Consider the following 18,216-nt stretch of genomic DNA (forward strand, 5'->3'; position numbering starts at 1 on the left):
GTGCGCCTTGCCACGATTCGTTCACGCCGGAAAGGCGCCCGCAGCGCTGCGGAAGACCGGATGTTTTGAAATGTTTTCAGCCGAGAAGCGCCCGCAGGTTCTCAGCCGCCTTTTCCGGGTCGGGGGCGGAACATATTTCCGACACCACGGCAAGGCTGTGCGCCCCGGCTTCCAGCACGGAGGCGGCGTTTTTCCTGTGAATGCCGCCTATGGCCACCAGCGTGAGCGGAGAATGTTCCCTTGCCCAGCGCAGGCCGGAAAGTCCCCACGGTTCGCGGGTGTCGGTTTTGGTGGGCGTGGCGAATACGGGGCTTATGCCCACATAGTCGATGTCGAGCTTCTCCGCCGCAAGAAGCTCCTCCCGCGTTTCCACGGAAAGGCCGATGATGGCGTTTTCTCCCATGAGGCGGCGGGCGTCTTCCGGCGGCAGGTCGCTCTGTCCCACATGCAGCCCGGCCGCGCCCGAGGCAAGGGCGATGTCCGCCCTGTCGTTGATGATGAGCGGAATGCCCATGGGCTGAAGGCGGGAAACCAGCGCGCGGGCCAGTTCCAGAAATTCCCGTGTGGAGGCCTGCTTTTCCCGAAGCTGCACGGCTCCTGCGCCGCCGCGCACGGCGGCAAGCACCACGTCATCCAGGGGCCTGCCGAGGCAGAGAGCCCTGTCCGTTACCAGATACACGCCGTAATTGTCGTATTCCCGCCAGTGTTTCATGATGCTTTTTCTGTTGTTTGCCGCCTGCGTCCCGGCAGACCGTTTCGTCCGGCCTGCGGTACGGGGGCGGAACATGCGCGCCGTCCGCCTTCCGGCGGCCGGGGGCCTTTGCGCGTTGAAAACGGGCCTTATGCCCTGCGTACCCTCCGGGCCGCGTCCCCGGCGTCGAGCAGATAGAGTTCGTCGAGGAAGGCGGGCAGAAAGCTCCCCGGCCCGGAGGCCTTTTTCCCGGCCTTTTCTCCGGCGGAAGCCATGACGGCCATGGCGGCGCAGGCCGCCACGAGGGACGGGGCGCACGCGGCGTAGGCTCCGGTGACGGCGGAGGCGGAGCAGCCCATGCCCGTCACCAGGGGCATGAGGGGGGAGCCGCCTTCCACGGCGAAGGTGTCGCGCCCGTCGGTAATGAAGTCCGTTTCCCCGCTCACGCTTACCGTGCAGGAAAAGCGCGCGGCGAGTTCCCTGGCGGAGGCCACGGCTTCGGCGCTTTCGTTGCGGCTGTCCACCCCCTTGGTGAGCACCCTGTCGGCGGAGCGGATTTCCGAGGCGAGGGCCATGATTTCCGAGGCGTTGCCGCGCAGAATATCCGGCCGCACCATATCCAGCAGGCGCAGCGCCGAGCGCGTGCGCAGGGCGGAGGCTCCGGCCCCCACGGGGTCGAGCACCACGGGCTTGCCCTTTTTCTTCATGAGGGAACCGGCAAGTTCCATGCTCGCGAGCCAGTCCGGGTCGAGAGTGCCTATGTTCAGTACCAGCGCGTCGTCGATGGTGGTGAGGTCGTCCATTTCCTCGGCGGCGTGGGCCATGAGGGGCGAGGCGTGGGCGGCAAGCAGGGCGTTGGCCGAAACCTGCATGACCACGAAGTTGGTGATGCTGTGCACCAGCGGCTTTTTTTCATACACGGCGCGCACGGCGTCCAAAATATTTCTGTTCATCATGCTTCCTCTTGGGAAAAGGATATTCCCGCCATGCGGTTCAGCGTTTTTTCAGGGCGAGAACGTCGTTTTGAATGAGCTTTTCCAGCACAAGGTCGAGGGGCAGGCCCGCCACGGTGGACCACGAACCTTCTATGCCGCGCACGAGAAAGGCGCCTTCGCCCTGTATGCCGTAGGCTCCGGCCTTGTCCATGGGGTCGCCCCCGGCCACATAGGCTTCGAGCACGGGGCGGGGCCAGGGGGCGAAGGTCACCTTCGTCACATCGTCGAAGCACACGGTGCGGCCGTCCACGGCAAGGCAGCAGGCCGTGGCCACCTCGTGGGTGCGGCCGGAAAGGCGGGTGAGCATGGCAAGGGCTTCCTCTTCGTCGCGGGGCTTGCCGAGAATGGAGGCCGCGCCTTCCCCGCGCAGAATGACGATGGTGTCCGCCGCAAGCACGGCGGGGCCGTCCCTTCTTGCCGAAAGCGCGTCGAGAACGAAGCGGGCCTTGGCTTCGGCGCTGCGCATGGCGTAGAGGCGCGGCTCCTCCCCGGGCAGAGGCCGCGGTTCCGGGCAGGTGGCGGGCATACAGGTGAAAAGCACGCCCGCGCTTTCCAGAAAGTCGCGCCGGCGCGGCGAGGCGGAAGCGAGGACAAGGGGGCGGAGCATGGAAAAGGCGTTTTTCATGGGAAAAGTCCGTGCGTTTTTCTCTTGTGCTGAGGTGCGGGCGTTTTCGCGCCTGCGGGCGGCAGGGTACTATTAACTCGCCCTGTGCGCAAACGGGCGGGCCTCCCCCTGCTCGGGCGGAGGGCGGGGGCCCCGCCTCCCTGCTTAAAAGGCGGATACGCGGGCGTTTTTGCGGAAAAGTTTTTCGGAAGGCGCGGATGGCGGGGGAAGGCGCGCGTTTTTCCCTCCTCCGATGGGAACGGGGAGGGCGCTTTTTCCAGGTTTCCGGCGCAACCATGCCCCCGGTCACGGAAAAGGCCGGGCGGAGGCGTACGCTGTTTTCTTACCGCGGAAGAGACCGCATCCATGAAGAAGGGAGCGCTCCTGCGGGAGCTTTTTCCAGGCTCCCCGCCGCGTTATGCCCTGTCGAGGGGGAAGGGCGGAAGGGCCGCTCTTGGCTATCGCGCGCAAATAGGCTATCATACCCCGCGTTGCCTGCGCCTGTACGGGCGCAGGGTGAAAAAAACAAGTTCCACGAAGGACACGAACATGAGCGAAGCTTTGGAAAGACTGAAGGAGAGGGAAAAGTCCCTGATGTGCCGGACCTATTCGCGGTATCCGCTGGGCATAGTCCGGGGCAGAGGTTCCCGTCTCTGGGATGTGGACGGCAAGGAGTATGTCGACCTTCTGGCCGGCATCGCCGTCATCGGCCTCGGCCACTGCAACGAGGAAATAGCGGAAGTCATGGCCGAACAGTCGCGAAAGCTCGTGCATGTGAGCAATCTTTTCTATCAGGAAGAGCAGCTCGACTATGCGGAAAAGCTGCTTTCCACCAGCCATGCGGGCAAGGTGTTCTTCTGCAATTCCGGTGCGGAAAGCAACGAGGCCGCCATCAAGATCGCGCGCCGCTATCAGCGCGTGGTGAAGGGCCGCGACGCGTGGGAGGTCATCACCCTTTCCAACTGCTTCCACGGCCGCACGCTGGCCACGCTCGCCGCCACGGGCAAGCATACGGAAGGTTTTGAACCGGAAACGCCCGGCTTCGGCCGTGTGGCGTGGGGCGACCTCGACGCGCTGGAAAAGGCCATAAGGCCCACCACCGCAGCGGTGCTTTTTGAAGCCATTCAGGGCGAGGGCGGCATCATTCCCGTCACGCAGGAATACGCCGACGGCGTGGTGGACATCTGCCGCCGTCACGGCGTGCTCGTCATGTGCGACGAAGTGCAGGCGGGCATGGGCCGCAGCGGCAGATGGTGGGGCTTCCAGAACTTCAACCTGAAGCCCGACGTGTTCACCAGCGCCAAGTCCATGGCCAACGGTCTGCCTCTCGGCGCCATGATGGCCACGGACGAAGTGGCGCAGGGCTTTGACTACGGCAGCCACGCCACCACCTTCGGCGGCGGCGCTCTGGTTACGGCCGTGGGCCGCAAGGTGCTGGAAATCATGGAGCGCGACCACCTTGTGGAACGTGCGGCGCTTCTGGGCGACAGGGCCCGCGCCCGCTTCCGCGCCATGGGCGAGAGGCTCGAGGGCGTGATCCGCGACGTGCGCGGCATGGGGCTTCTCATCGGCGTGGAACTCAACATGAGCGACGAGGCGGCCCGCAGGGTGTGGCTCACGCTCATGGAGCGCGGCTTCATCCTCAATCTCACCTACGGCCCCACGCTGCGCCTGCTGCCGCCCCTCACCATCGAGGAGTCGGATCTCGAGGCGTTTGCCGACACGCTGGAAAAGGTGCTGCGCGAAATCGCGTAACGACATGCCCGGCCCCCATGGGCCGGGTTTTTCCTGTAAGGAGGAGCTATGGACCGCATTCTGAGAAACGCGACGGTCTACCGCCCGGGCGGTTTTGAAAAGGCCGACGTTCTTGTCCGCGAAGGCCGCATCGCGCGCATCGCGCCCCGGCTGGACGCCGTGGAAGGCGCGGAGGAGAGCGACCTTGAGGACCTTCATCTTCTGCCCGGCCTCATCGACGTGCACGTTCATCTGCGCGAACCGGGCTTTTCCCGCAAGGAAACCATCCGTACCGGGAGCCGGGCGGCCGCAGCCGGGGGCTACACCACGGTGTGCGCCATGCCCAACCTGCATCCCGTGCCCGATACGCCGGAGCATCTGGAAGAGCAGCTTGACATCATCCGCAGGGACGCGGTGATCCGCGTCGTGCCCTACGGAGCCATCACCATGGAGGAAAAGGGCCGCGAGCTTGCCGACATGGCGGGCATGGCGGGCCGTGTGGCCGCCTTTTCCGACGACGGCCGAGGCGTGCAGGATGAAGCCGTGATGCGCGCGGCCATGGAAGAGGCCGTGCGCCTTGACAGGATCATCGCCGCCCACTGCGAGGTGAACGCGCTGCTCAACAGGGGCTATATTCACGACGGCGTGTACGCCCGCGCCCACGGCCACAGGGGCATCTGCTCCGAAAGCGAGTGGGGGCAGATTGCGCGCGATGTGGAAATCGCGCGGGAAACCGGGGCGAAGTACCACGTCTGCCATATTTCCACGAAGGAAAGCGTGGACATCATCCGCCGCGCCAGGGCCCGGGGGGTGGACGTCACCTGCGAAACGGGGCCGCATTACCTTGTGTTCTGCGACGAGGATCTGCAGGAAGACGGCCGCTTCAAGATGAATCCGCCCCTGCGCGGCAGGGAAGACCGCGCCGCCCTCATCGAAGGCATTCTCGACGGTACGGTGGACATGATAGCCACCGACCACGCGCCCCACGAGGCCGAAGCCAAGAACAAGGGGCTGGAAGGCAGCGCCATGGGCGTGGTGGGGCTGGAAACGGCCTTTGCCGTCATGTACACCCATTTCGTCAGGAAGGGCGTGCTTTCTCTGGAAAGGCTGGTGGAGCTCATGGCCGTGCGTCCCGCGCGGCGTTTCGGGCTGGAAACCGGCCTTGAGGAAGGCGACCCCGCCGACCTTGCCGTGTTCGACCTTTCCCGCGAGTGGGTGGTGGAGCCCGAGAAGTTTCTGAGCATGGGCCACGCCACGCCCTTTGCCGGCATGAAGCTTTCCGGCCGCTGCGTGCTCACGCTGGTGGGCGGGGAACGCGTCTGGAGCGAAGAAGACTGATGCGCCGCGCACGACGCGCGGAAAGGGCCTCTTCCGGGAAAGGCGAAGGCCCCCGGGGGATATGCGGCAGGCGCGTGCCGCGTGCCGTGGACTGAAACATGTGGAGCCAGCATGAAACAGGGAACATACACCATAACCGGGCATGAAGCCCTCACGAAGGACGTGTACCGCATGATCCTTGCCGGGGACACGTCGGCCATGAGCGCGCCCGGACAGTTCGTGGAAATAAGCCTGCCGGGCTTTTTCCTGCGCCGTCCCATTTCGGTGTGCGATTACGACGCCTCCGGCCTGACGCTCATCTACAAGGTGGTGGGCCGCGGCACGGACGCCATGGCCGCCATGAAGGAAGGGGAAACGCTCGACGTCCTCACCGGCCTCGGCAACGGTTTCTCGCCGGAGAAGGGCGGGGAAGCGCCGCTTCTCGTGGGCGGCGGCGTGGGCGTTCCGCCGCTTTACCACCTGGCGAAAAGGCTCATCGCTCAGGGCGCAAGGCCCTTTGTGGTGCTCGGCTTCAACAGGGCCGAGGAAATCTTCTATGCCGGGGAATTCAGGGCCCTCGGCGCAGAGGTCGCCGTCACCACGGTGGACGGCAGCGCCGGTGTGAAGGGGTTCGTCACCGCCGCGCTTCCCGCCTCGTACAGCTATGTGTACAGCTGCGGCCCCATGCCCATGCTGCGCGCGCTCTACGCCGCCACGCAGGGAGTTCCCGGCGAGTTCAGCCTTGAGGAACGCATGGGCTGCGGTTTCGGAGCCTGCATGGGGTGCAGCATCATGACGACAAAGGGCAGCCGCCGCGTCTGCAAGGACGGGCCGGTGTTCGGGAAGGAGGAACTCGCATGGCAGATCTGAAAGTAACCCTCGGCGACTGGGAACTGGACAATCCGCTTATTCCCGCGAGCGGCACCTTCGGCTACGGCTACGAATTCGCCCGTCTTTACGACATCAACATTCTCGGTTCCTTTTCCTTCAAGGGAACCACGCGGGAACCGCGCTTCGGCAACCCCACGCCGCGCATCGCGGAAACCCCCGCGGGCATGATCAACGCCGTGGGTATGCAGAATCCGGGCATCGACAAGGTCATTTCCGAAGAGCTGCCCCGGCTTGCCGAGTGCTTTCATAAGAAGGTCATCGCCAACATCGGCGGCTTTTCCGTGGAGGAATACGCCGAGTGCTGCGCGAAGATAGACGAAGTGGAGCAGGTGGGCCTCATTGAGCTCAACGTGAGCTGCCCCAACGTGCACAACGGCTGCATGAGCTTCGGCACCGATCCTCTGGGCGTCGCCGCCGTGACGAAGGCCGCAAAGGCCGCCACGAAAAAGCCCGTGTATGTGAAGCTTTCGCCCAACGTGACGGACATCGTGCCCATTGCCGTCGCCGCCGCGGAAGCCGGGGCGGACGGCATAAGCCTCATCAACACGCTGCTCGGTATGCGCATCGACCTGCGCACGAGAAAGCCCGTCATCGCCAACAAGATGGGCGGCTTTTCCGGCAGCGCCATATTCCCGGTGGCGCTTCGCATGGTCTATCAGGTGTATGAGGCCGTGAAGCTGCCCATCATCGGCATGGGCGGCGTGACGAGCGCGTACGACGTTGTGGAAATGATGCTGGCCGGGGCCACGGCCGTGGAAATCGGTTCCGCCAATCTGGTGGACCCGTGGGCCTGCCCGCATATTCTGGAAGAGCTGCCCGCCGTCATGGAACGGTACGGCATGGATTCCCTCAAAGACATCATCGGAGGAGCGCACTGATGACTTTGCCGAAGAAAGACGTCATGGTGGCCTGCGACTTCAGCGGAAGGCGCGAGGTCATGGATTTTCTCGACCTGTTCACCGAAGAGAAGCCCTTTGTGAAGATAGGCATGGAACTGTACTATGCCGAAGGGCCGGACATCGTGCGCGCCGTCAAGGCCAGGGGGCACAGGATCTTCCTCGACCTCAAGCTGCACGACATTCCCAACACGGTGCGCAAGGCCATGGCCGTGCTTTCCGCGCTGGACGTGGACATGTGCAACCTGCACGCCGCGGGCACCGTGGCCATGATGCAGGACGCCCTGAAGGGCCTCACCCGGCCGGACGGCACAAGGCCGCTGCTCATCGCCGTGACGCAGCTCACCTCCACCAGCGAGGAGAGGATGCGTTCCGACCTGCTCATCGAACGCCCCATGGAGGAAGTGGTCATGCACTATGCCTCCCGCGCGCGCGAAGCCGGGCTGGACGGCGTGGTCTGCTCTCCGCTGGAAGCGGGCCGCGTGCACGAGGTGTGCGGTTCCTCCTTCCTTACCGTGACTCCCGGCGTGCGCTTTGCCGAAGGGGAGAAGGGCGATCAGGTGCGCGTGACCACTCCCGCGAAGGCGCGGGAACTCGGGTCCGACTTCATCGTGGTGGGCCGTCCCATCACGCAGGCCGCCGATCCCGTGGCAGCCTACCGCCGCTGCGTGAAGGAATTTCTGGGCTGAGTGTTCAAGGGGAGGCGCCGAGCTTCCCCTTTTTCCGGCAGGAAGACGCCGTTTTTCCGGTTTCTTCCGTGCCCTGCCTCTGTCGGGCGCAGCCGCGCCTTTTGCCTCCGGGCCCGGAAGGCCCGGCCATGTATAAGAGAAACGAACAAGCATCAGCATAACGAAGGAGCATCAGCATGGAATCCCGCGAAAAACTCATCGCCAAGGATCTGCTTTCCATCAGGGCCGTGTTCTTCCGCCCCGACGAACCCTTCACCTGGGCCAGCGGCATCAAAAGCCCCGTGTACTGCGACAACCGCCTGACCCTCACCGCGCCCGAAGTGCGCAACGATGTGGAAAACGCCCTTGCCGCCGTGGTGCGCGAGGAATACCCCGAATGTGAAGTGCTCATGGGCACGAGCACGGCGGGCATCGCCCATGCGGCCATCGTGGGCCACATCATGGGCCTGCCCATGGGCTATGTGCGCTCCAGCGCCAAGGATCACGGCCGCGGCAATCAGATTGAAGGCCGCCTGGAGCCCGGGCAGAAGGTGGTGGTCATCGAAGACCTCATCTCCACGGCCGGCAGCGTGCTCGACGTGGTCAGGGTGCTGCGCGAAGCCGGAGCCGAGGTGCTCGGCGTGGCCAGCATCTTCACCTACGGCATGAAGAAGGGGCTGGACCGTCTGGCCGAAGCCTCGGTAAAGAACGTGAGCCTCACCAATTTCGACACCATCGCGGCCGTGGCTGCGGAAACGGGCTACATCCGTCAGGAAGACGTGGCGCGCCTCATCGCCTTCCGCAACAATCCTTCCGATGAAAGCTGGATCGGTGCGTAACATGAAAAGCCTCATCGATATCCGCGACCTGTCCACGGAGGACATCGAAAAGCTCCTTGCCACGGCGCTGGACATCATCGCCCGTCCCGAAGTCTACGCCCACAAGTGCGCGGGCAAAAAGCTGGCCACGCTGTTCTTCGAACCTTCCACCCGCACGCGCCTGAGCTTTGAAGCCGCCATGTACGAACTCGGCGGCCAGGTGCTCGGCTTTTCCGAAGCGCAGAGCTCTTCCGCCTCCAAGGGCGAGAGCGTGTCCGACACCGTGCAGGTGGTGGGCTGCTACGCCGACATCATCGCCATGCGTCACCCCAAGGAAGGCGCGCCGCTCGTGGCTTCCATGAAGTCCCCGGTGCCCGTCATCAACGCGGGCGACGGCGGGCACAACCATCCCACGCAGACCCTTGCCGACCTTCTCACCATCTGGCGCGAGAAGGGCAGGCTGGAGAATCTGGTCATCGGCCTCTGCGGCGACCTCAAGTTCGGCCGTACCGTGCATTCGCTCATTGCGGCCATGTCCCGCTACAAGGGCGTGAAGTTCGTGCTCATCTCGCCCGATGAACTGCGCCTGCCCGGCTACATCCGCAAGGACGTGATGGAGAAAAACGGCATCGCCTACGAGGAGACCACCGACCTCGTGGCCGCCATGCCGCAGCTCGACGTTCTGTACATGACCCGCGTGCAGAAGGAACGCTTCTTCAACGAAGCCGACTACATCCGCCTGAAGGACAGCTACATCCTCACGCCCGAGAAGCTGAACGGCGCCAAAAGCGACATGTGCATCATGCACCCGCTGCCCCGCGTGAACGAAATCTCCGTGGCTGTGGACGACGACCCGCGCGCGGCCTACTTCCGGCAGGTCATGAACGGCAAATACATGCGCATGGCGCTCATCATGAAACTGCTGGGGGTGAACTAAATGGTCATCGACGCAATTTCCAACGGCATCGTTCTCGACCATATCAAGGCGGGCCGCAGCATGGAGCTGTACCAGATTCTTCATCTGGACAAGCTTCAGTGCTCCGTGGCCGTTCTCAAGAACGTGACCAGCCGCAAGATGGGCCGCAAGGACATCATCAAGATCGACGAAATCATCGACCTCGACTTTGCGGTGCTGGGCTATGTGGACCCGGGCATCACCGTGAGCATCGTGCGCGACGGCAGGCTCGACCGCAAGTTCAGCGTGGAACTTCCCGAACGGGTGGTGAACGTCATCCGCTGCAAGAACCCGCGCTGCATCACCTCCACGGAACAGGAACTGCCCCACATCTTCAAGCTCACCGACAGGGAAAACCGCGTCTACCGCTGCATCTACTGCGAAAGCAGGGCCAAGGGCGCAGACTAGGTTTTTTGCAGGGCGCGCCTTTCCCGCATGAAGGAAGGGCCGCCCCGGCACGACAGGGCCCGCAGGGGCCCGGGAGCCGCAACAAACGCCATGGAATTTCCATGGCGTTTTTTCATGCCCTTGTTCCGGGCGTCCCGCAACGTGTCGTTATTGCCGGAAGGAAGCGTATCCGCGTGGTCTGGTGAGGAGGATGCTTTTTACCGGCGGATGTCGCCTCGTTCGCCGCGCTGTTCCGGTTTTTGCTTTTCAGGATGCCGGGAGGGAGACCGGCCGCCGGAGGGCGCGTCGTCCGTTTTCTCCGGCGGAAGGGCGGACATGGCGGGCGTAGGCGCGCATATCCAGCGCATAGAGCACGGCCTCCCTGCCGGGCAGCAGCAGGTAGAGCGTGTCCTCATTCTCATTGATGAAGGCATCGTCGATACCGGGAAAGTACGGGCCGCGGTACGGGCGGCAGGAAGCCTGAAGCCCGGCTTTCAGCTCGGCGTAAAGGCTCCGGCAATCGCCGTGGAAGGAAACGGCGTATTCCAGCAGCGCGCCGCCGGAAAAGCCGTAGAGGACGGAGGCGGGGCGCCCGTTCACCTGTTCCTGCGTGAGTACGGCGTACACGGAAAGGGGGAAGAGCAGGCTTCTGCTTTCTTCGCAGGCAACAAGGCGGGGGCGGCGCATGTCGAGCACCTCGCCCGGGGAAGCGCCCCAGGCGGGGAAGGGTTCCGCCGCGTCCAGGGGGGCGGCCGGCGCGGCATAAAGAAGCAGACACAGAAGCAGGGGGACTGCGGTGCGCATGGCTTTCTCCGTGAGGAAGAGATGGACGAACTTTCCGTGTCCTTCATGGGCAAGGCGGAGGCAGGCTCCTGCGCGGCCTTCGCCTTGCCTGAATGTCGGCGGGTCCTTCGGGAGACCGGCCGGGCGTGGAGAGCCGGGCAGAAAGAGGCCGGAGCGTGCGGGAAAAGGCCGGGTACGGGACGTGCGTCACGCCTGTTCGAGCTGCATGACCGTGCAGGGAACGCAGGCGCGGAATCTGTATCCGTGCAGTATCTTCTCAAAAAATCCGTATCAGCGGCATGTTGTGCGGCGCATGGCGCGGAAAGGAAGACCCATGCGGAAGGATGAGATTTCTTTATGTGCGATGTCTTTGAGGTACAGACCCAAAGGGACGTTTTTCCTGAGCGTACATATTTTTTCTCCGGGTAAAAGGAACGGAGCGGGGAATCAAATGTACTTTTTCGAATGAGAAAAAATAGTTCGCGCACCGTGCCGGAGGGGTATTTTTTACTGGAATGATGAATGATTTTGCATTAGAATGAAAACCGTTGCGTTCCCGGAGGCCGAGGGACAAAAAAGTACACTTTTCCGTCTCAGCGGAATTTCATTTCCCGCATGGCCCTGTACCGGAAGGAGGATTTCGCCATGCGGCAGGAGCGTGCGGCGTCGGCCAGGGTGATTTTTCCTTCTGTCCATAGCCGGAGCGCGGCCGGAAATTCTGCGGGGAGAGGTTTGGGCGGCCTTCCGAAACGGACGCCTTTTTTCCTGGCCGCGGCAATGCCTTCGGCCTGGCGTCTGCGTATGTTTTCCCTTTCGTTCTGGGCGGCGAAGGAAAGCACCTGAAGCACGAGATCGGCGATGAAGGTGCCGAGAAGGTCCTTGTCGCGCCGGGTGTCGAGCAGGGGCATGTCGAGTACCAGAATATCCACCTTTCTTTCTCTGGTGAGGATGCGCCACTGCCTCTGTATTTCCTCATAGTTGCGGCCCAGCCTGTCGATGCTGGTCACGCATACGAGGTCTCCGGGCCTGAGTCGGCGGAGCATGGCCCGGTACTGCGGGCGGTGAAAGTCCTTGCCCGACATCTTGTCCATGTAGATGCCGGTCATGGGCAGGGGGTACTGTTCCAGCGCCATAATCTGGCGGCGTTCGTTCTGTTCCGTGCTCGATATGCGGATGTATCCGTAGATGTTTCCCATGGTGTTTCGCTCCTGCGGGGGGAATGTGCCGGTGCGCCGGGCCCGTCGTCCGGGCGTTTCGGGGCCTCACGAGTCCTTCTGTCGCGTCTTTGGGGGCCGACGGGAAGGAAAGGAGAAGATAACAGGCCGGAACCGTTTGGTAAAATAAGACTTTTCAGGAAAAAGCATCCGGCGGCGGGGCTTTTTTCCCGGCGCGGGCGCCGCAGGCGCGGCGCAGCGTTGCGCTTTTCGGGCATAAGGGTATATACCGGCCTTTCCGAAGGCGCTTTTTCCGCAGGGAAAGGGGATGTTCCCGGGGCCTTTTTTCCCTGCAGAACGCGCTTCCCGGCTCTTGACATTGCCTGCCGCACAAGGCATTCTCGCCCATCGTCAAGCATGGTCGGATGATCCGGCGCATGTGTTTTGTGGAGTTTGCCCCGATGATTATCGATACCTTCGAACGCGGCGCGCAGTACCCTCTCGGAGAGTGCTGGAGCGCCCTTTATCCCGAACTCATGGAGCTTGTCCGTCAGGGGGAAAACCTGCCGGACGGCCGTTACCTTCTGGCGGGCGGCCCGGAGAAGGGCGGCGTCGCGGCCAATGTGGAAAGCTACGAGCCGAGGGAGGAATCCCGGGCCCGCTACGAAAGCCATGATCGCATGGCCGACATACAGGCCGTGCTTTCGGGCGATGAGTTCATCAACGTGTTTTTTCTCCGCGGGGATGAAAAAGAAAGTATGCGTGACGAAGCGCGCGATCTCGCCTTCTATGAGGATAAGCCCGCGTGCGCGGCCCGCGCCCACCTCACGCCGGGCATGTTCGCCCTCGTCATGCCCGGGGAAGCCCACATGCCCTGTCTCAGAGCCGCTTCCGGCAGGGTGAAGAAGCTGGTGGTCAAGATACCGGCGGAGCTTCTGGCTGCTCCGCATTCTCTGTAACCGCGGTCCCGGGGAGGATCTCCCCAAATCCGTGCGCGCTCTGGGCGCGCCTTGCCTTACGCTCTTTTCCCGCCTGCGCGGGAGAGTTTTTCAGGAGCATAATTATGGATGTGTTTGATCAGGCTACGGAACTGGAACGAATTGAACGTGAATCCGCACTGCGGCAGGCCGCCAATGTCGGCTATCAGGAAGGCCCGGAGTGGATAGACGGCAAGCCCTGCTGCCGCGAATGCGGCGAACCCATTCCCGAGGCCCGGCTCAAGGCCATTCCCGGCGTGGGCCTGTGCCTCTCCTGCCAGGAGGAATGGGAGAAGGAACGCCAGTAACGGAGCGTTTATTCAGAAATGACGAAGGCCGTCGCGCATGGCGCGGCGGCCTTTCTTTTAAGACTGAAAACTCCCCGCTATGCGGGGAGTTCCAAAAAGGCGAAGCCTTTACATAAGTTAAAAAAGGGGTTCCTTTGTGAGATAACCAGTTGTCTCGACTCGAAATCTATACACAAAGGAACCCAATAATGAATGACCAGAGTTTAAACCATACCCGTTGGAACTGCAAGTATCACATCGTTTTCGCTCCGAAATTCAGACGCAAGCTGGTATACGGAAGGTATCGCAGAACGATCGGCGAAATTCTGAGAAAACTGTGTGAATACAAAGGAATAGAGATAGTGGAAGCAAATGCGTGTGTGGACCATATTCATATGTGCGTCAAGATTCCGCCCAAGTATAGCGTGGCGCAGATCATGGGGTATTTGAAAGGGAAGAGTTCTCTGATGATATTCGAGAGTTTTCCGCATCTGCGCTACAAGTTCGGCAATCGCCATTTCTGGTGTACCGGTTATTTTGTCAGCACGGTGGGAGTAAATGAGGCGACCATCATCAAATATGTGAGGGAGCAGGAAGAACGAGACAAAATAACAGACCAGTATAGCCTGGTAGAACGGCCCGTCAGCTCGTTTACGAGCAGCAGGAAATAACTCTTCGGCAAGAGTCGAGACAGAGCCCTCTTAAGAGGGCAGCCGGGTAACAGACCCTTATAGGGTCAAATCAAACCGCCCCTTGAAGGGGCGGTCCTGACTCGTATCTTCAGGCGTTCTGGAGCCGGAATCTTCCTCAGGCTTTCAGCCAGAGCCGTGCCCGGCGCGCGGCTTCCTCATCCAGCGCGTCCAGCCACGGCGGCAGGCAGAAGGCATCCGCTTCCGGCAGAATGAGGCGGCCGTGATGGAGGAAGAAGCGTTCCTCCCCCTCCGGGACAGTCTTTGCGCCGTAGCGGCCGTCTCCCGCGAGGGGGAAGCCGCAAAAGGCGCAGTGGGCGCGTATCTGATGCCGCGCGCCTTTTAAAATGACGCATCCGGCAAGGGTGATGCTTTCCGGCGCGCTGCCGGATGCGGGCAGCCCCAGCGCGGCAAGAACAGGCGCGGCCTCCATGACGGCAAGGGGCGTGATGTGCGTGTGGCGGCGCGCGTCGGGGTGGCGTTCGAGTTCCACGAGCACGCGGCTGCGGTTTTTCAGAAGGAGCCTGCGGTCGGCCAGCACGGGGCGGGGCATGTTCCCTTCCAGCAGGGCAAGGTAGCGCTTCTGCGTCAACCCCGCATCCTGCGCGGCCCGGTACGCCTCTTCCCCCGCAGGGGAGAGCGCCGCGGCCGTAATGCCGGAGGTGGCGAAGTCCAGCCGGTTCAGAAGGCGGGCCCGGCAGCCGAGCATAGCCTCAAGCGCGGCCTCCAGGCTTTCCCCGGGCTTGCCTGCCAGAGATTCGGTGTGCATGGCCGCAGGTTTGTACAGAAAGGCCAGGTGCTTCGTGCGCGCCACAAGGCGGGGCGCGTCGGCGCGGGGGAGGGCCTCTTTTTCCCCGTCAGGGGCTTCTTTACAAAGAGCGAGGCTGTCGCCTGCGCGCACCTTGTACGAGGCTGCGGCCTCCCTGCTGTTCACAAGGACAAGGTGCATCTCGCAGAGCCTGCGGCGGCCGCGAAGCCCCATGTCCGGCGTCAGACGGGCGAGAGCGCGGTCGAGCCTTGCGCCGTCGTCTTCTTCGGGAACGAGTATGGTTTTCATGCTTCCCATCCTTCGGGCATGGGTTCTCCCTCATACCATATCCGCGTCATGGTCAGGCCCTGAGGCGGAGCGGTGAAGGGGGCGAGCCGCCGGTTTTTTGATTCCAGAAGTTCGGGAATGCGCTCAGGCTCGAATCTGCCGCGGCCGCAGGCCACCATGAGCCCCACGAGGTTGCGCACCATCTGTTTGAGGAATCCGTTGCCCTCGAAGCGCACGTCGATGTTCAGGCAGTTTTCGGGCAGGGCCGCATACGGCGTGCGCGCGGGCGTGCGCCGTATGGAGTAGAGGGTACGCACCGTGCTCTTGTGCGGGGTGCCCGCATTCTGCAGGGCCGCAAAGTCGTGTTCCCCCACAAGGTAGGGAACGGCCGCGTCGAAGCGGTCGATGTCGAAGGGGCCGCAGGCCCACACGAAGGGGTAGAGCTTCGGCGGCGTGCAGATGTGGTCGAGCCACAGCGAATAGGTGTATATCTTGCGCTTCACGCTGAAGCAGGCGTCGAAGTCGTCCGGCACGAGGCATGCGTCCATGACGCGGATGTCGCGGGGCAGGAGCGTGTTCAGCGCGAGCTTCCAGCGCACATGGGTCCGTTCCTCGGGAATGTCGCAGTGGGCCACCTGCGCGTCGGCGTGAACGCCCGCGTCGGTGCGGCCCGCAGCCTGCACATGGGTGGGCCTGCCCGCCACCTGGGAAACGGCCTTTTCCACAAAGGCCTGTACGGTGGGCGGGTCTTCTCTGTCCTTCCAGGCCTGTATCTGCCAGCCGTGATAATGCGTGCCCACATAGGCAAGGGTAAGCTTGAGGCGCGGCATCAGAGTTCCACCAGTTCCACGGTACAGGGTGCAATGGGAATGCCCAGGAAAAGTTCGCCCATGCGGGTGAAGCGGGGCACGTCGTCCGTGGTGAGAAAGCGCACGGAGCCGGGGCAGAGCGGCATGCCCACGTTGGGGCCGGAACCGCGCGCAAGGTGCTTTTTCTGCAGCAGGGCGCGCACTTCGCGAGCGGTGTTGCTTGCGGAATCCACAATGGTCACGCCTTCTCCCGCAGCGCGGGCGATGGCGTTTCTGAGCAGGGGGAAGTGGGTGCAGGCCAGCACGAGGGTGTCGGGCACTTCCAGCCCCTGTTCCCGCGGATTGCGGAAAATGGGGTCGAGGTAGCGGGCGGCCAGCGCTTCGGCCAGCGGCCCTTCCAGCAGGCCGTCTTCCGCCATGGAAACAAAGAGCGGGCAGGCCTTGGCGGAAATGCGCGCGTCAGGCATGCGGCGCAGTATGGCTTCCTCGTAGGCGCGGCCGCGTATGGTTCCGCTTGTGGCGATGACGGCGATGTAGCCGCTTCTGGTGGCCCGGCAGGCGGCTTCGGCCCCGGGTTCCACCACGCCCACCACGTCCATGCCGGGGCAGGCGGCCTGAAGCTGGGGGAGCGCGGCCGCCGTGGCGGTGTTGCAGGCCACCACAAGGAGCTTGATGCCCCTTTCCACCAGTTTCGCGGCGGCTTCAAGGCAGTATTTCCGCACGGTTTCCACGCCCTTGGTGCCGTAGGGCATGCGGGCCGTATCGCCCAGATAGAGAAAGGACTCGTTGGGAAGCTGTTCCCTCATGGCGCGCAGCACCGTCATGCCGCCCACGCCGGAATCGAAAAGGCCTATGGGCAGCTCGCGCTGGGGGGAGAGGCTTGAGGATATGCCCTGAGTGGTGATCATACGCCCTCGCATGGTTGTTTTCATCGGGCCTTCGCCCACACCGTTCCTAGCGCGCCTTGAACGGAAAGGTCAATGGCGCGCCCTCCGGCAGGCGGGAGAGGGCGAAGATTTTGTTTTCCGGCAGCTTTTTGTGCCGCATCCGTCTTGACAAGAAAACTGAACTGTAACAAACACAGTACAAGGAACGCCCGCCCCTGCGGCGGCTTTCCGCTGACCCCTTGCGGGCCAACGATTTCACGATGTTTTGAGGGCTTTTTGCATGAGTTCCGCTCCGCTCACACTCAGAGGTACAGTTTCCCCCCTTGAAGGCGGCCCCTGCCGCGTAGCGCTTCTTGACGGCGAAGAACAGGAATGGCCCATTTTTCCGCGCGGCGCCGGCGCGGATCTGGCCGAAATGGTCGGTTCCCCCGTGGAACTTCTGTGCAAGGTCATGGAAGAAGGCCAGCGCCAGATTTATGTGCGCTCCTATAAATTCCTTGATGAAGCCGACAACGAGCCCTGGCTCTGAGTCTCCCTGCGGCCGGAAGGCCTGAAAACGCCCTTGCGTCTGCGGTTCCGGCGCTGTTTTCCGCGCCGGATTTCGTCATGCGTCCTCTGCCCGGAAGCGGCGGGGGCGCGGCCGATGCGGCGCAGGCAGGGGCTTTTTCCGCAGAGCTTTGCTGCGGGCGCGCGATTTTTTCCGGCGGCGTCCCGTTTTCGCTGCCGGAAGAGGCGCGCGTCCGGCTCGGTTTTTTGCGCGCTTTTTCCGTGCGTCTTCCGGCAGGGCGCACGGCGCCTGTTGTCTGCCGTTTTTTCAGGATGTTTTCCATGCCTGCGGATATGGTTCGAGTCGGCCGTCTGGATATAGGCGGGGGCAGTCCCCGCATCATCGTTCCCCTTACGTCTTCCACCATGGAGGGCCTGCGCGAGGAGGCGCGGAAGCTCCGTTCTCTGCCTGCGGACATGGCGGAATGGCGGGTGGACATGTTCGGCGCTCCCGCCCCTGTGGATGAAGGAGCCGTGAAGGAGGCCCTGCGCATGCTGCGCGGGGAACTTTCCGTGCCGCTTCTGGCCACCTTCCGCACCACGGATGAAGGCGGAAAGCGCCCCCTCGACGCGGAAGACTACGCTCCGCTCTGCGCTTTGCTGTGCGAAAGCGGCCTTGTCGACCTTCTGGACGTGGAGGCCTTCTTCCGTACCGGAGAGGCAAAGGACATCATAGCCCGCGCCCATGCCTGCAACGTGCCCGTGGTGGCCAGCAATCACGATTTTCACGCCACGCCCGGGAAGAAGGAAATCGTGCGCCGCCTGCTCTTCATGCAGGAAGAACTGGTGGCGGACATCGCCAAGATCGCCGTCATGCCGCAAAGTCCGGCCGACGTGCTCACCCTGCTTTCCGCCACGCAGGAGGCCTTTGCCCGGGCAAGGCGCCCCCTCATCACCATGAGCATGGGGCCGCTCGGCGTCATCAGCCGCGTGAGCGGGCGCTTCTTCGGCAGCGCCGCCACCTTCGGCGCGGCGGAGAGGGCCAGCGCTCCGGGGCAGATGGATGTTGCCGCCCTCCATGCCGTGCTCGAGGCGCTGGAGGGCGCTTCCCGCTGAGTTTTGGGGAGCCTGCCCTCCCCGTGCCGGGAAGCG

Annotated in this window: 21 protein-coding genes; 13 read left to right on the top strand and 8 right to left on the bottom strand. The window is 63.1% G+C overall.

Annotation, left to right across the window (positions count from 1 at the left end):
• Positions 1–76 precede the first annotated feature (76 nt).
• From thiE to CZ345_RS10750, 3 genes are all read right to left on the bottom strand, one after another.
• A complete protein-coding gene (gene thiE / locus CZ345_RS10740) occupies positions 77–712 on the bottom strand; it encodes a thiamine phosphate synthase (RefSeq protein WP_077074066.1) in 636 nt (211 codons plus the stop codon).
• 128 nt (positions 713–840) lie between these two features.
• Positions 841–1,647 (bottom strand): hydroxyethylthiazole kinase, encoded by an 807-nt coding sequence (gene thiM / locus CZ345_RS10745; RefSeq protein WP_420843772.1) that lies wholly within the window; start codon positions 1,645–1,647, stop codon positions 841–843.
• Between the two features lie 37 nt (positions 1,648–1,684).
• Entirely contained in the window at positions 1,685–2,311 is a 627-nt protein-coding gene (locus CZ345_RS10750; protein WP_077073152.1) for a Maf family protein, read from the bottom strand.
• A gap of 528 nt (positions 2,312–2,839) precedes the next feature.
• On the opposite strand from CZ345_RS10750, the gene CZ345_RS10755 reads away from it, so the two are divergent.
• The 8 genes from CZ345_RS10755 to CZ345_RS10790 all read left to right on the top strand — a co-directional run bounded on the left by CZ345_RS10755 (position 2,840) and on the right by CZ345_RS10790 (position 9,977).
• Positions 2,840–4,045 carry an aspartate aminotransferase family protein gene (locus tag CZ345_RS10755; RefSeq protein ID WP_077073153.1) on the top strand — a complete coding sequence of 402 codons (1,206 nt, stop codon included), beginning with the start codon at positions 2,840–2,842 and terminating at the stop codon, positions 4,043–4,045.
• A 48-nt stretch (positions 4,046–4,093) separates the two neighbouring features.
• The gene (locus CZ345_RS10760) at positions 4,094–5,362 is read left to right on the top strand and encodes a dihydroorotase (RefSeq protein WP_077073154.1); all 1,269 of its coding nucleotides are present in this window, start codon (positions 4,094–4,096) and stop codon (positions 5,360–5,362) included.
• Positions 5,363–5,473: 111 nt separating this feature from the next.
• The gene (locus CZ345_RS10765; protein ID WP_077073155.1) at positions 5,474–6,211 is read left to right on the top strand and encodes a dihydroorotate dehydrogenase electron transfer subunit; all 738 of its coding nucleotides are present in this window, start codon (positions 5,474–5,476) and stop codon (positions 6,209–6,211) included.
• A complete protein-coding gene (locus CZ345_RS10770) occupies positions 6,199–7,110 on the top strand; it encodes a dihydroorotate dehydrogenase (RefSeq protein WP_077073156.1) in 912 nt (303 codons plus the stop codon). The genes CZ345_RS10765 and CZ345_RS10770 overlap by 13 nt, the downstream gene beginning before the upstream one ends.
• Positions 7,110–7,817: an orotidine-5'-phosphate decarboxylase gene (gene pyrF / locus CZ345_RS10775; protein ID WP_077073157.1), complete on the top strand. Its 708-nt coding sequence runs from the start codon at positions 7,110–7,112 to the stop codon at positions 7,815–7,817. The genes CZ345_RS10770 and pyrF overlap by 1 nt, the downstream gene beginning before the upstream one ends.
• Positions 7,818–7,993: 176 nt before the next feature.
• Complete coding sequence (gene pyrE / locus CZ345_RS10780; protein ID WP_077073158.1) at positions 7,994–8,635, top strand: orotate phosphoribosyltransferase; 642 nt, start codon at positions 7,994–7,996, stop codon at positions 8,633–8,635.
• Between the two features lies 1 nt (position 8,636).
• Positions 8,637–9,551, top strand: a complete 915-nt coding sequence (gene pyrB / locus CZ345_RS10785) for an aspartate carbamoyltransferase (protein WP_077073159.1) — start codon at positions 8,637–8,639, stop codon at positions 9,549–9,551.
• Positions 9,552–9,977, top strand: coding sequence for an aspartate carbamoyltransferase regulatory subunit (locus CZ345_RS10790; protein ID WP_077073160.1), 426 nt, complete (start codon positions 9,552–9,554; stop codon positions 9,975–9,977).
• Positions 9,978–10,223: 246 nt separating this feature from the next.
• Here the strand turns inward: CZ345_RS10790 and CZ345_RS10795 are convergent, their stop codons facing one another.
• Positions 10,224–10,760, bottom strand: a complete 537-nt coding sequence (locus CZ345_RS10795; protein ID WP_077073161.1) for a hypothetical protein — start codon at positions 10,758–10,760, stop codon at positions 10,224–10,226.
• 572 nt (positions 10,761–11,332) lie between these two features.
• Positions 11,333–11,935, bottom strand: coding sequence for a recombinase family protein (locus CZ345_RS10805; protein ID WP_077073163.1), 603 nt, complete (start codon positions 11,933–11,935; stop codon positions 11,333–11,335).
• A gap of 419 nt (positions 11,936–12,354) precedes the next feature.
• Here CZ345_RS10805 and CZ345_RS10810 point away from each other — a divergent pair, with 419 nt between their 5' ends.
• The 3 genes from CZ345_RS10810 to tnpA all read left to right on the top strand — a co-directional run bounded on the left by CZ345_RS10810 (position 12,355) and on the right by tnpA (position 13,828).
• Entirely contained in the window at positions 12,355–12,852 is a 498-nt protein-coding gene (locus CZ345_RS10810; RefSeq protein ID WP_077073164.1) for a NanQ anomerase/TabA/YiaL family protein, read from the top strand.
• A 104-nt stretch (positions 12,853–12,956) separates the two neighbouring features.
• A complete protein-coding gene (locus CZ345_RS10815; protein WP_077073165.1) occupies positions 12,957–13,178 on the top strand; it encodes a TraR/DksA family transcriptional regulator in 222 nt (73 codons plus the stop codon).
• A gap of 188 nt (positions 13,179–13,366) precedes the next feature.
• Positions 13,367–13,828, top strand: a complete 462-nt coding sequence (tnpA, locus tag CZ345_RS10820) for an IS200/IS605 family transposase (RefSeq protein WP_077072120.1) — start codon at positions 13,367–13,369, stop codon at positions 13,826–13,828.
• A 136-nt stretch (positions 13,829–13,964) separates the two neighbouring features.
• Here tnpA and CZ345_RS10825 read toward each other — a convergent pair whose 3' ends face one another.
• From CZ345_RS10825 to murI, 3 genes are read right to left on the bottom strand one after another with little or no spacing between them, the layout of a single operon-like run.
• Positions 13,965–14,903, bottom strand: a complete 939-nt coding sequence (locus tag CZ345_RS10825; protein ID WP_162274967.1) for a pseudouridine synthase family protein — start codon at positions 14,901–14,903, stop codon at positions 13,965–13,967.
• Positions 14,900–15,712, bottom strand: coding sequence for a tRNA pseudouridine(38-40) synthase TruA (truA, locus tag CZ345_RS10830; RefSeq protein ID WP_077073167.1), 813 nt, complete (start codon positions 15,710–15,712; stop codon positions 14,900–14,902). Before truA ends, CZ345_RS10825 begins: the two co-directional genes overlap by 4 nt.
• Complete coding sequence (gene murI, locus CZ345_RS10835; protein WP_077073168.1) at positions 15,712–16,599, bottom strand: glutamate racemase; 888 nt, start codon at positions 16,597–16,599, stop codon at positions 15,712–15,714. Before murI ends, truA begins: the two co-directional genes overlap by 1 nt.
• 259 nt (positions 16,600–16,858) lie before the next feature.
• Here murI and CZ345_RS10840 point away from each other — a divergent pair, with 259 nt between their 5' ends.
• Both CZ345_RS10840 and aroD read left to right on the top strand, forming a co-directional pair.
• The gene (locus CZ345_RS10840) at positions 16,859–17,107 is read left to right on the top strand and encodes a hypothetical protein (RefSeq protein WP_077073169.1); all 249 of its coding nucleotides are present in this window, start codon (positions 16,859–16,861) and stop codon (positions 17,105–17,107) included.
• A 299-nt stretch (positions 17,108–17,406) separates the two neighbouring features.
• Positions 17,407–18,180 (top strand): type I 3-dehydroquinate dehydratase, encoded by a 774-nt coding sequence (aroD, locus tag CZ345_RS10845; RefSeq protein ID WP_077074067.1) that lies wholly within the window; start codon positions 17,407–17,409, stop codon positions 18,178–18,180.
• The last annotated feature ends 36 nt before the right edge of the window (positions 18,181–18,216 follow it).

Origin of the sequence: Mailhella massiliensis (genome assembly GCF_900155525.1) — a bacterium.
GTDB lineage: Bacteria > Desulfobacterota > Desulfovibrionia > Desulfovibrionales > Desulfovibrionaceae > Mailhella > Mailhella massiliensis.

Coding starts and splice junctions, on each gene's coding strand:
- thiE (WP_077074066.1), bottom strand. CDS start 712: ATGAAACACTGGCGGGAATACGACAATTACGGCGTGTATCTGGTAACG.
- thiM (WP_420843772.1), bottom strand. CDS start 1,647: ATGATGAACAGAAATATTTTGGACGCCGTGCGCGCCGTGTATGAAAAA.
- CZ345_RS10750 (WP_077073152.1), bottom strand. CDS start 2,311: ATGAAAAACGCCTTTTCCATGCTCCGCCCCCTTGTCCTCGCTTCCGCC.
- CZ345_RS10755 (WP_077073153.1), top strand. CDS start 2,840: ATGAGCGAAGCTTTGGAAAGACTGAAGGAGAGGGAAAAGTCCCTGATG.
- CZ345_RS10760 (WP_077073154.1), top strand. CDS start 4,094: ATGGACCGCATTCTGAGAAACGCGACGGTCTACCGCCCGGGCGGTTTT.
- CZ345_RS10765 (WP_077073155.1), top strand. CDS start 5,474: ATGAAACAGGGAACATACACCATAACCGGGCATGAAGCCCTCACGAAG.
- CZ345_RS10770 (WP_077073156.1), top strand. CDS start 6,199: ATGGCAGATCTGAAAGTAACCCTCGGCGACTGGGAACTGGACAATCCG.
- pyrF (WP_077073157.1), top strand. CDS start 7,110: ATGACTTTGCCGAAGAAAGACGTCATGGTGGCCTGCGACTTCAGCGGA.
- pyrE (WP_077073158.1), top strand. CDS start 7,994: ATGGAATCCCGCGAAAAACTCATCGCCAAGGATCTGCTTTCCATCAGG.
- pyrB (WP_077073159.1), top strand. CDS start 8,637: ATGAAAAGCCTCATCGATATCCGCGACCTGTCCACGGAGGACATCGAA.
- CZ345_RS10790 (WP_077073160.1), top strand. CDS start 9,552: ATGGTCATCGACGCAATTTCCAACGGCATCGTTCTCGACCATATCAAG.
- CZ345_RS10795 (WP_077073161.1), bottom strand. CDS start 10,760: ATGCGCACCGCAGTCCCCCTGCTTCTGTGTCTGCTTCTTTATGCCGCG.
- CZ345_RS10805 (WP_077073163.1), bottom strand. CDS start 11,935: ATGGGAAACATCTACGGATACATCCGCATATCGAGCACGGAACAGAAC.
- CZ345_RS10810 (WP_077073164.1), top strand. CDS start 12,355: ATGATTATCGATACCTTCGAACGCGGCGCGCAGTACCCTCTCGGAGAG.
- CZ345_RS10815 (WP_077073165.1), top strand. CDS start 12,957: ATGGATGTGTTTGATCAGGCTACGGAACTGGAACGAATTGAACGTGAA.
- tnpA (WP_077072120.1), top strand. CDS start 13,367: ATGAATGACCAGAGTTTAAACCATACCCGTTGGAACTGCAAGTATCAC.
- CZ345_RS10825 (WP_162274967.1), bottom strand. CDS start 14,903: ATGAAAACCATACTCGTTCCCGAAGAAGACGACGGCGCAAGGCTCGAC.
- truA (WP_077073167.1), bottom strand. CDS start 15,712: ATGCCGCGCCTCAAGCTTACCCTTGCCTATGTGGGCACGCATTATCAC.
- murI (WP_077073168.1), bottom strand. CDS start 16,599: ATGATCACCACTCAGGGCATATCCTCAAGCCTCTCCCCCCAGCGCGAG.
- CZ345_RS10840 (WP_077073169.1), top strand. CDS start 16,859: ATGAGTTCCGCTCCGCTCACACTCAGAGGTACAGTTTCCCCCCTTGAA.
- aroD (WP_077074067.1), top strand. CDS start 17,407: ATGCCTGCGGATATGGTTCGAGTCGGCCGTCTGGATATAGGCGGGGGC.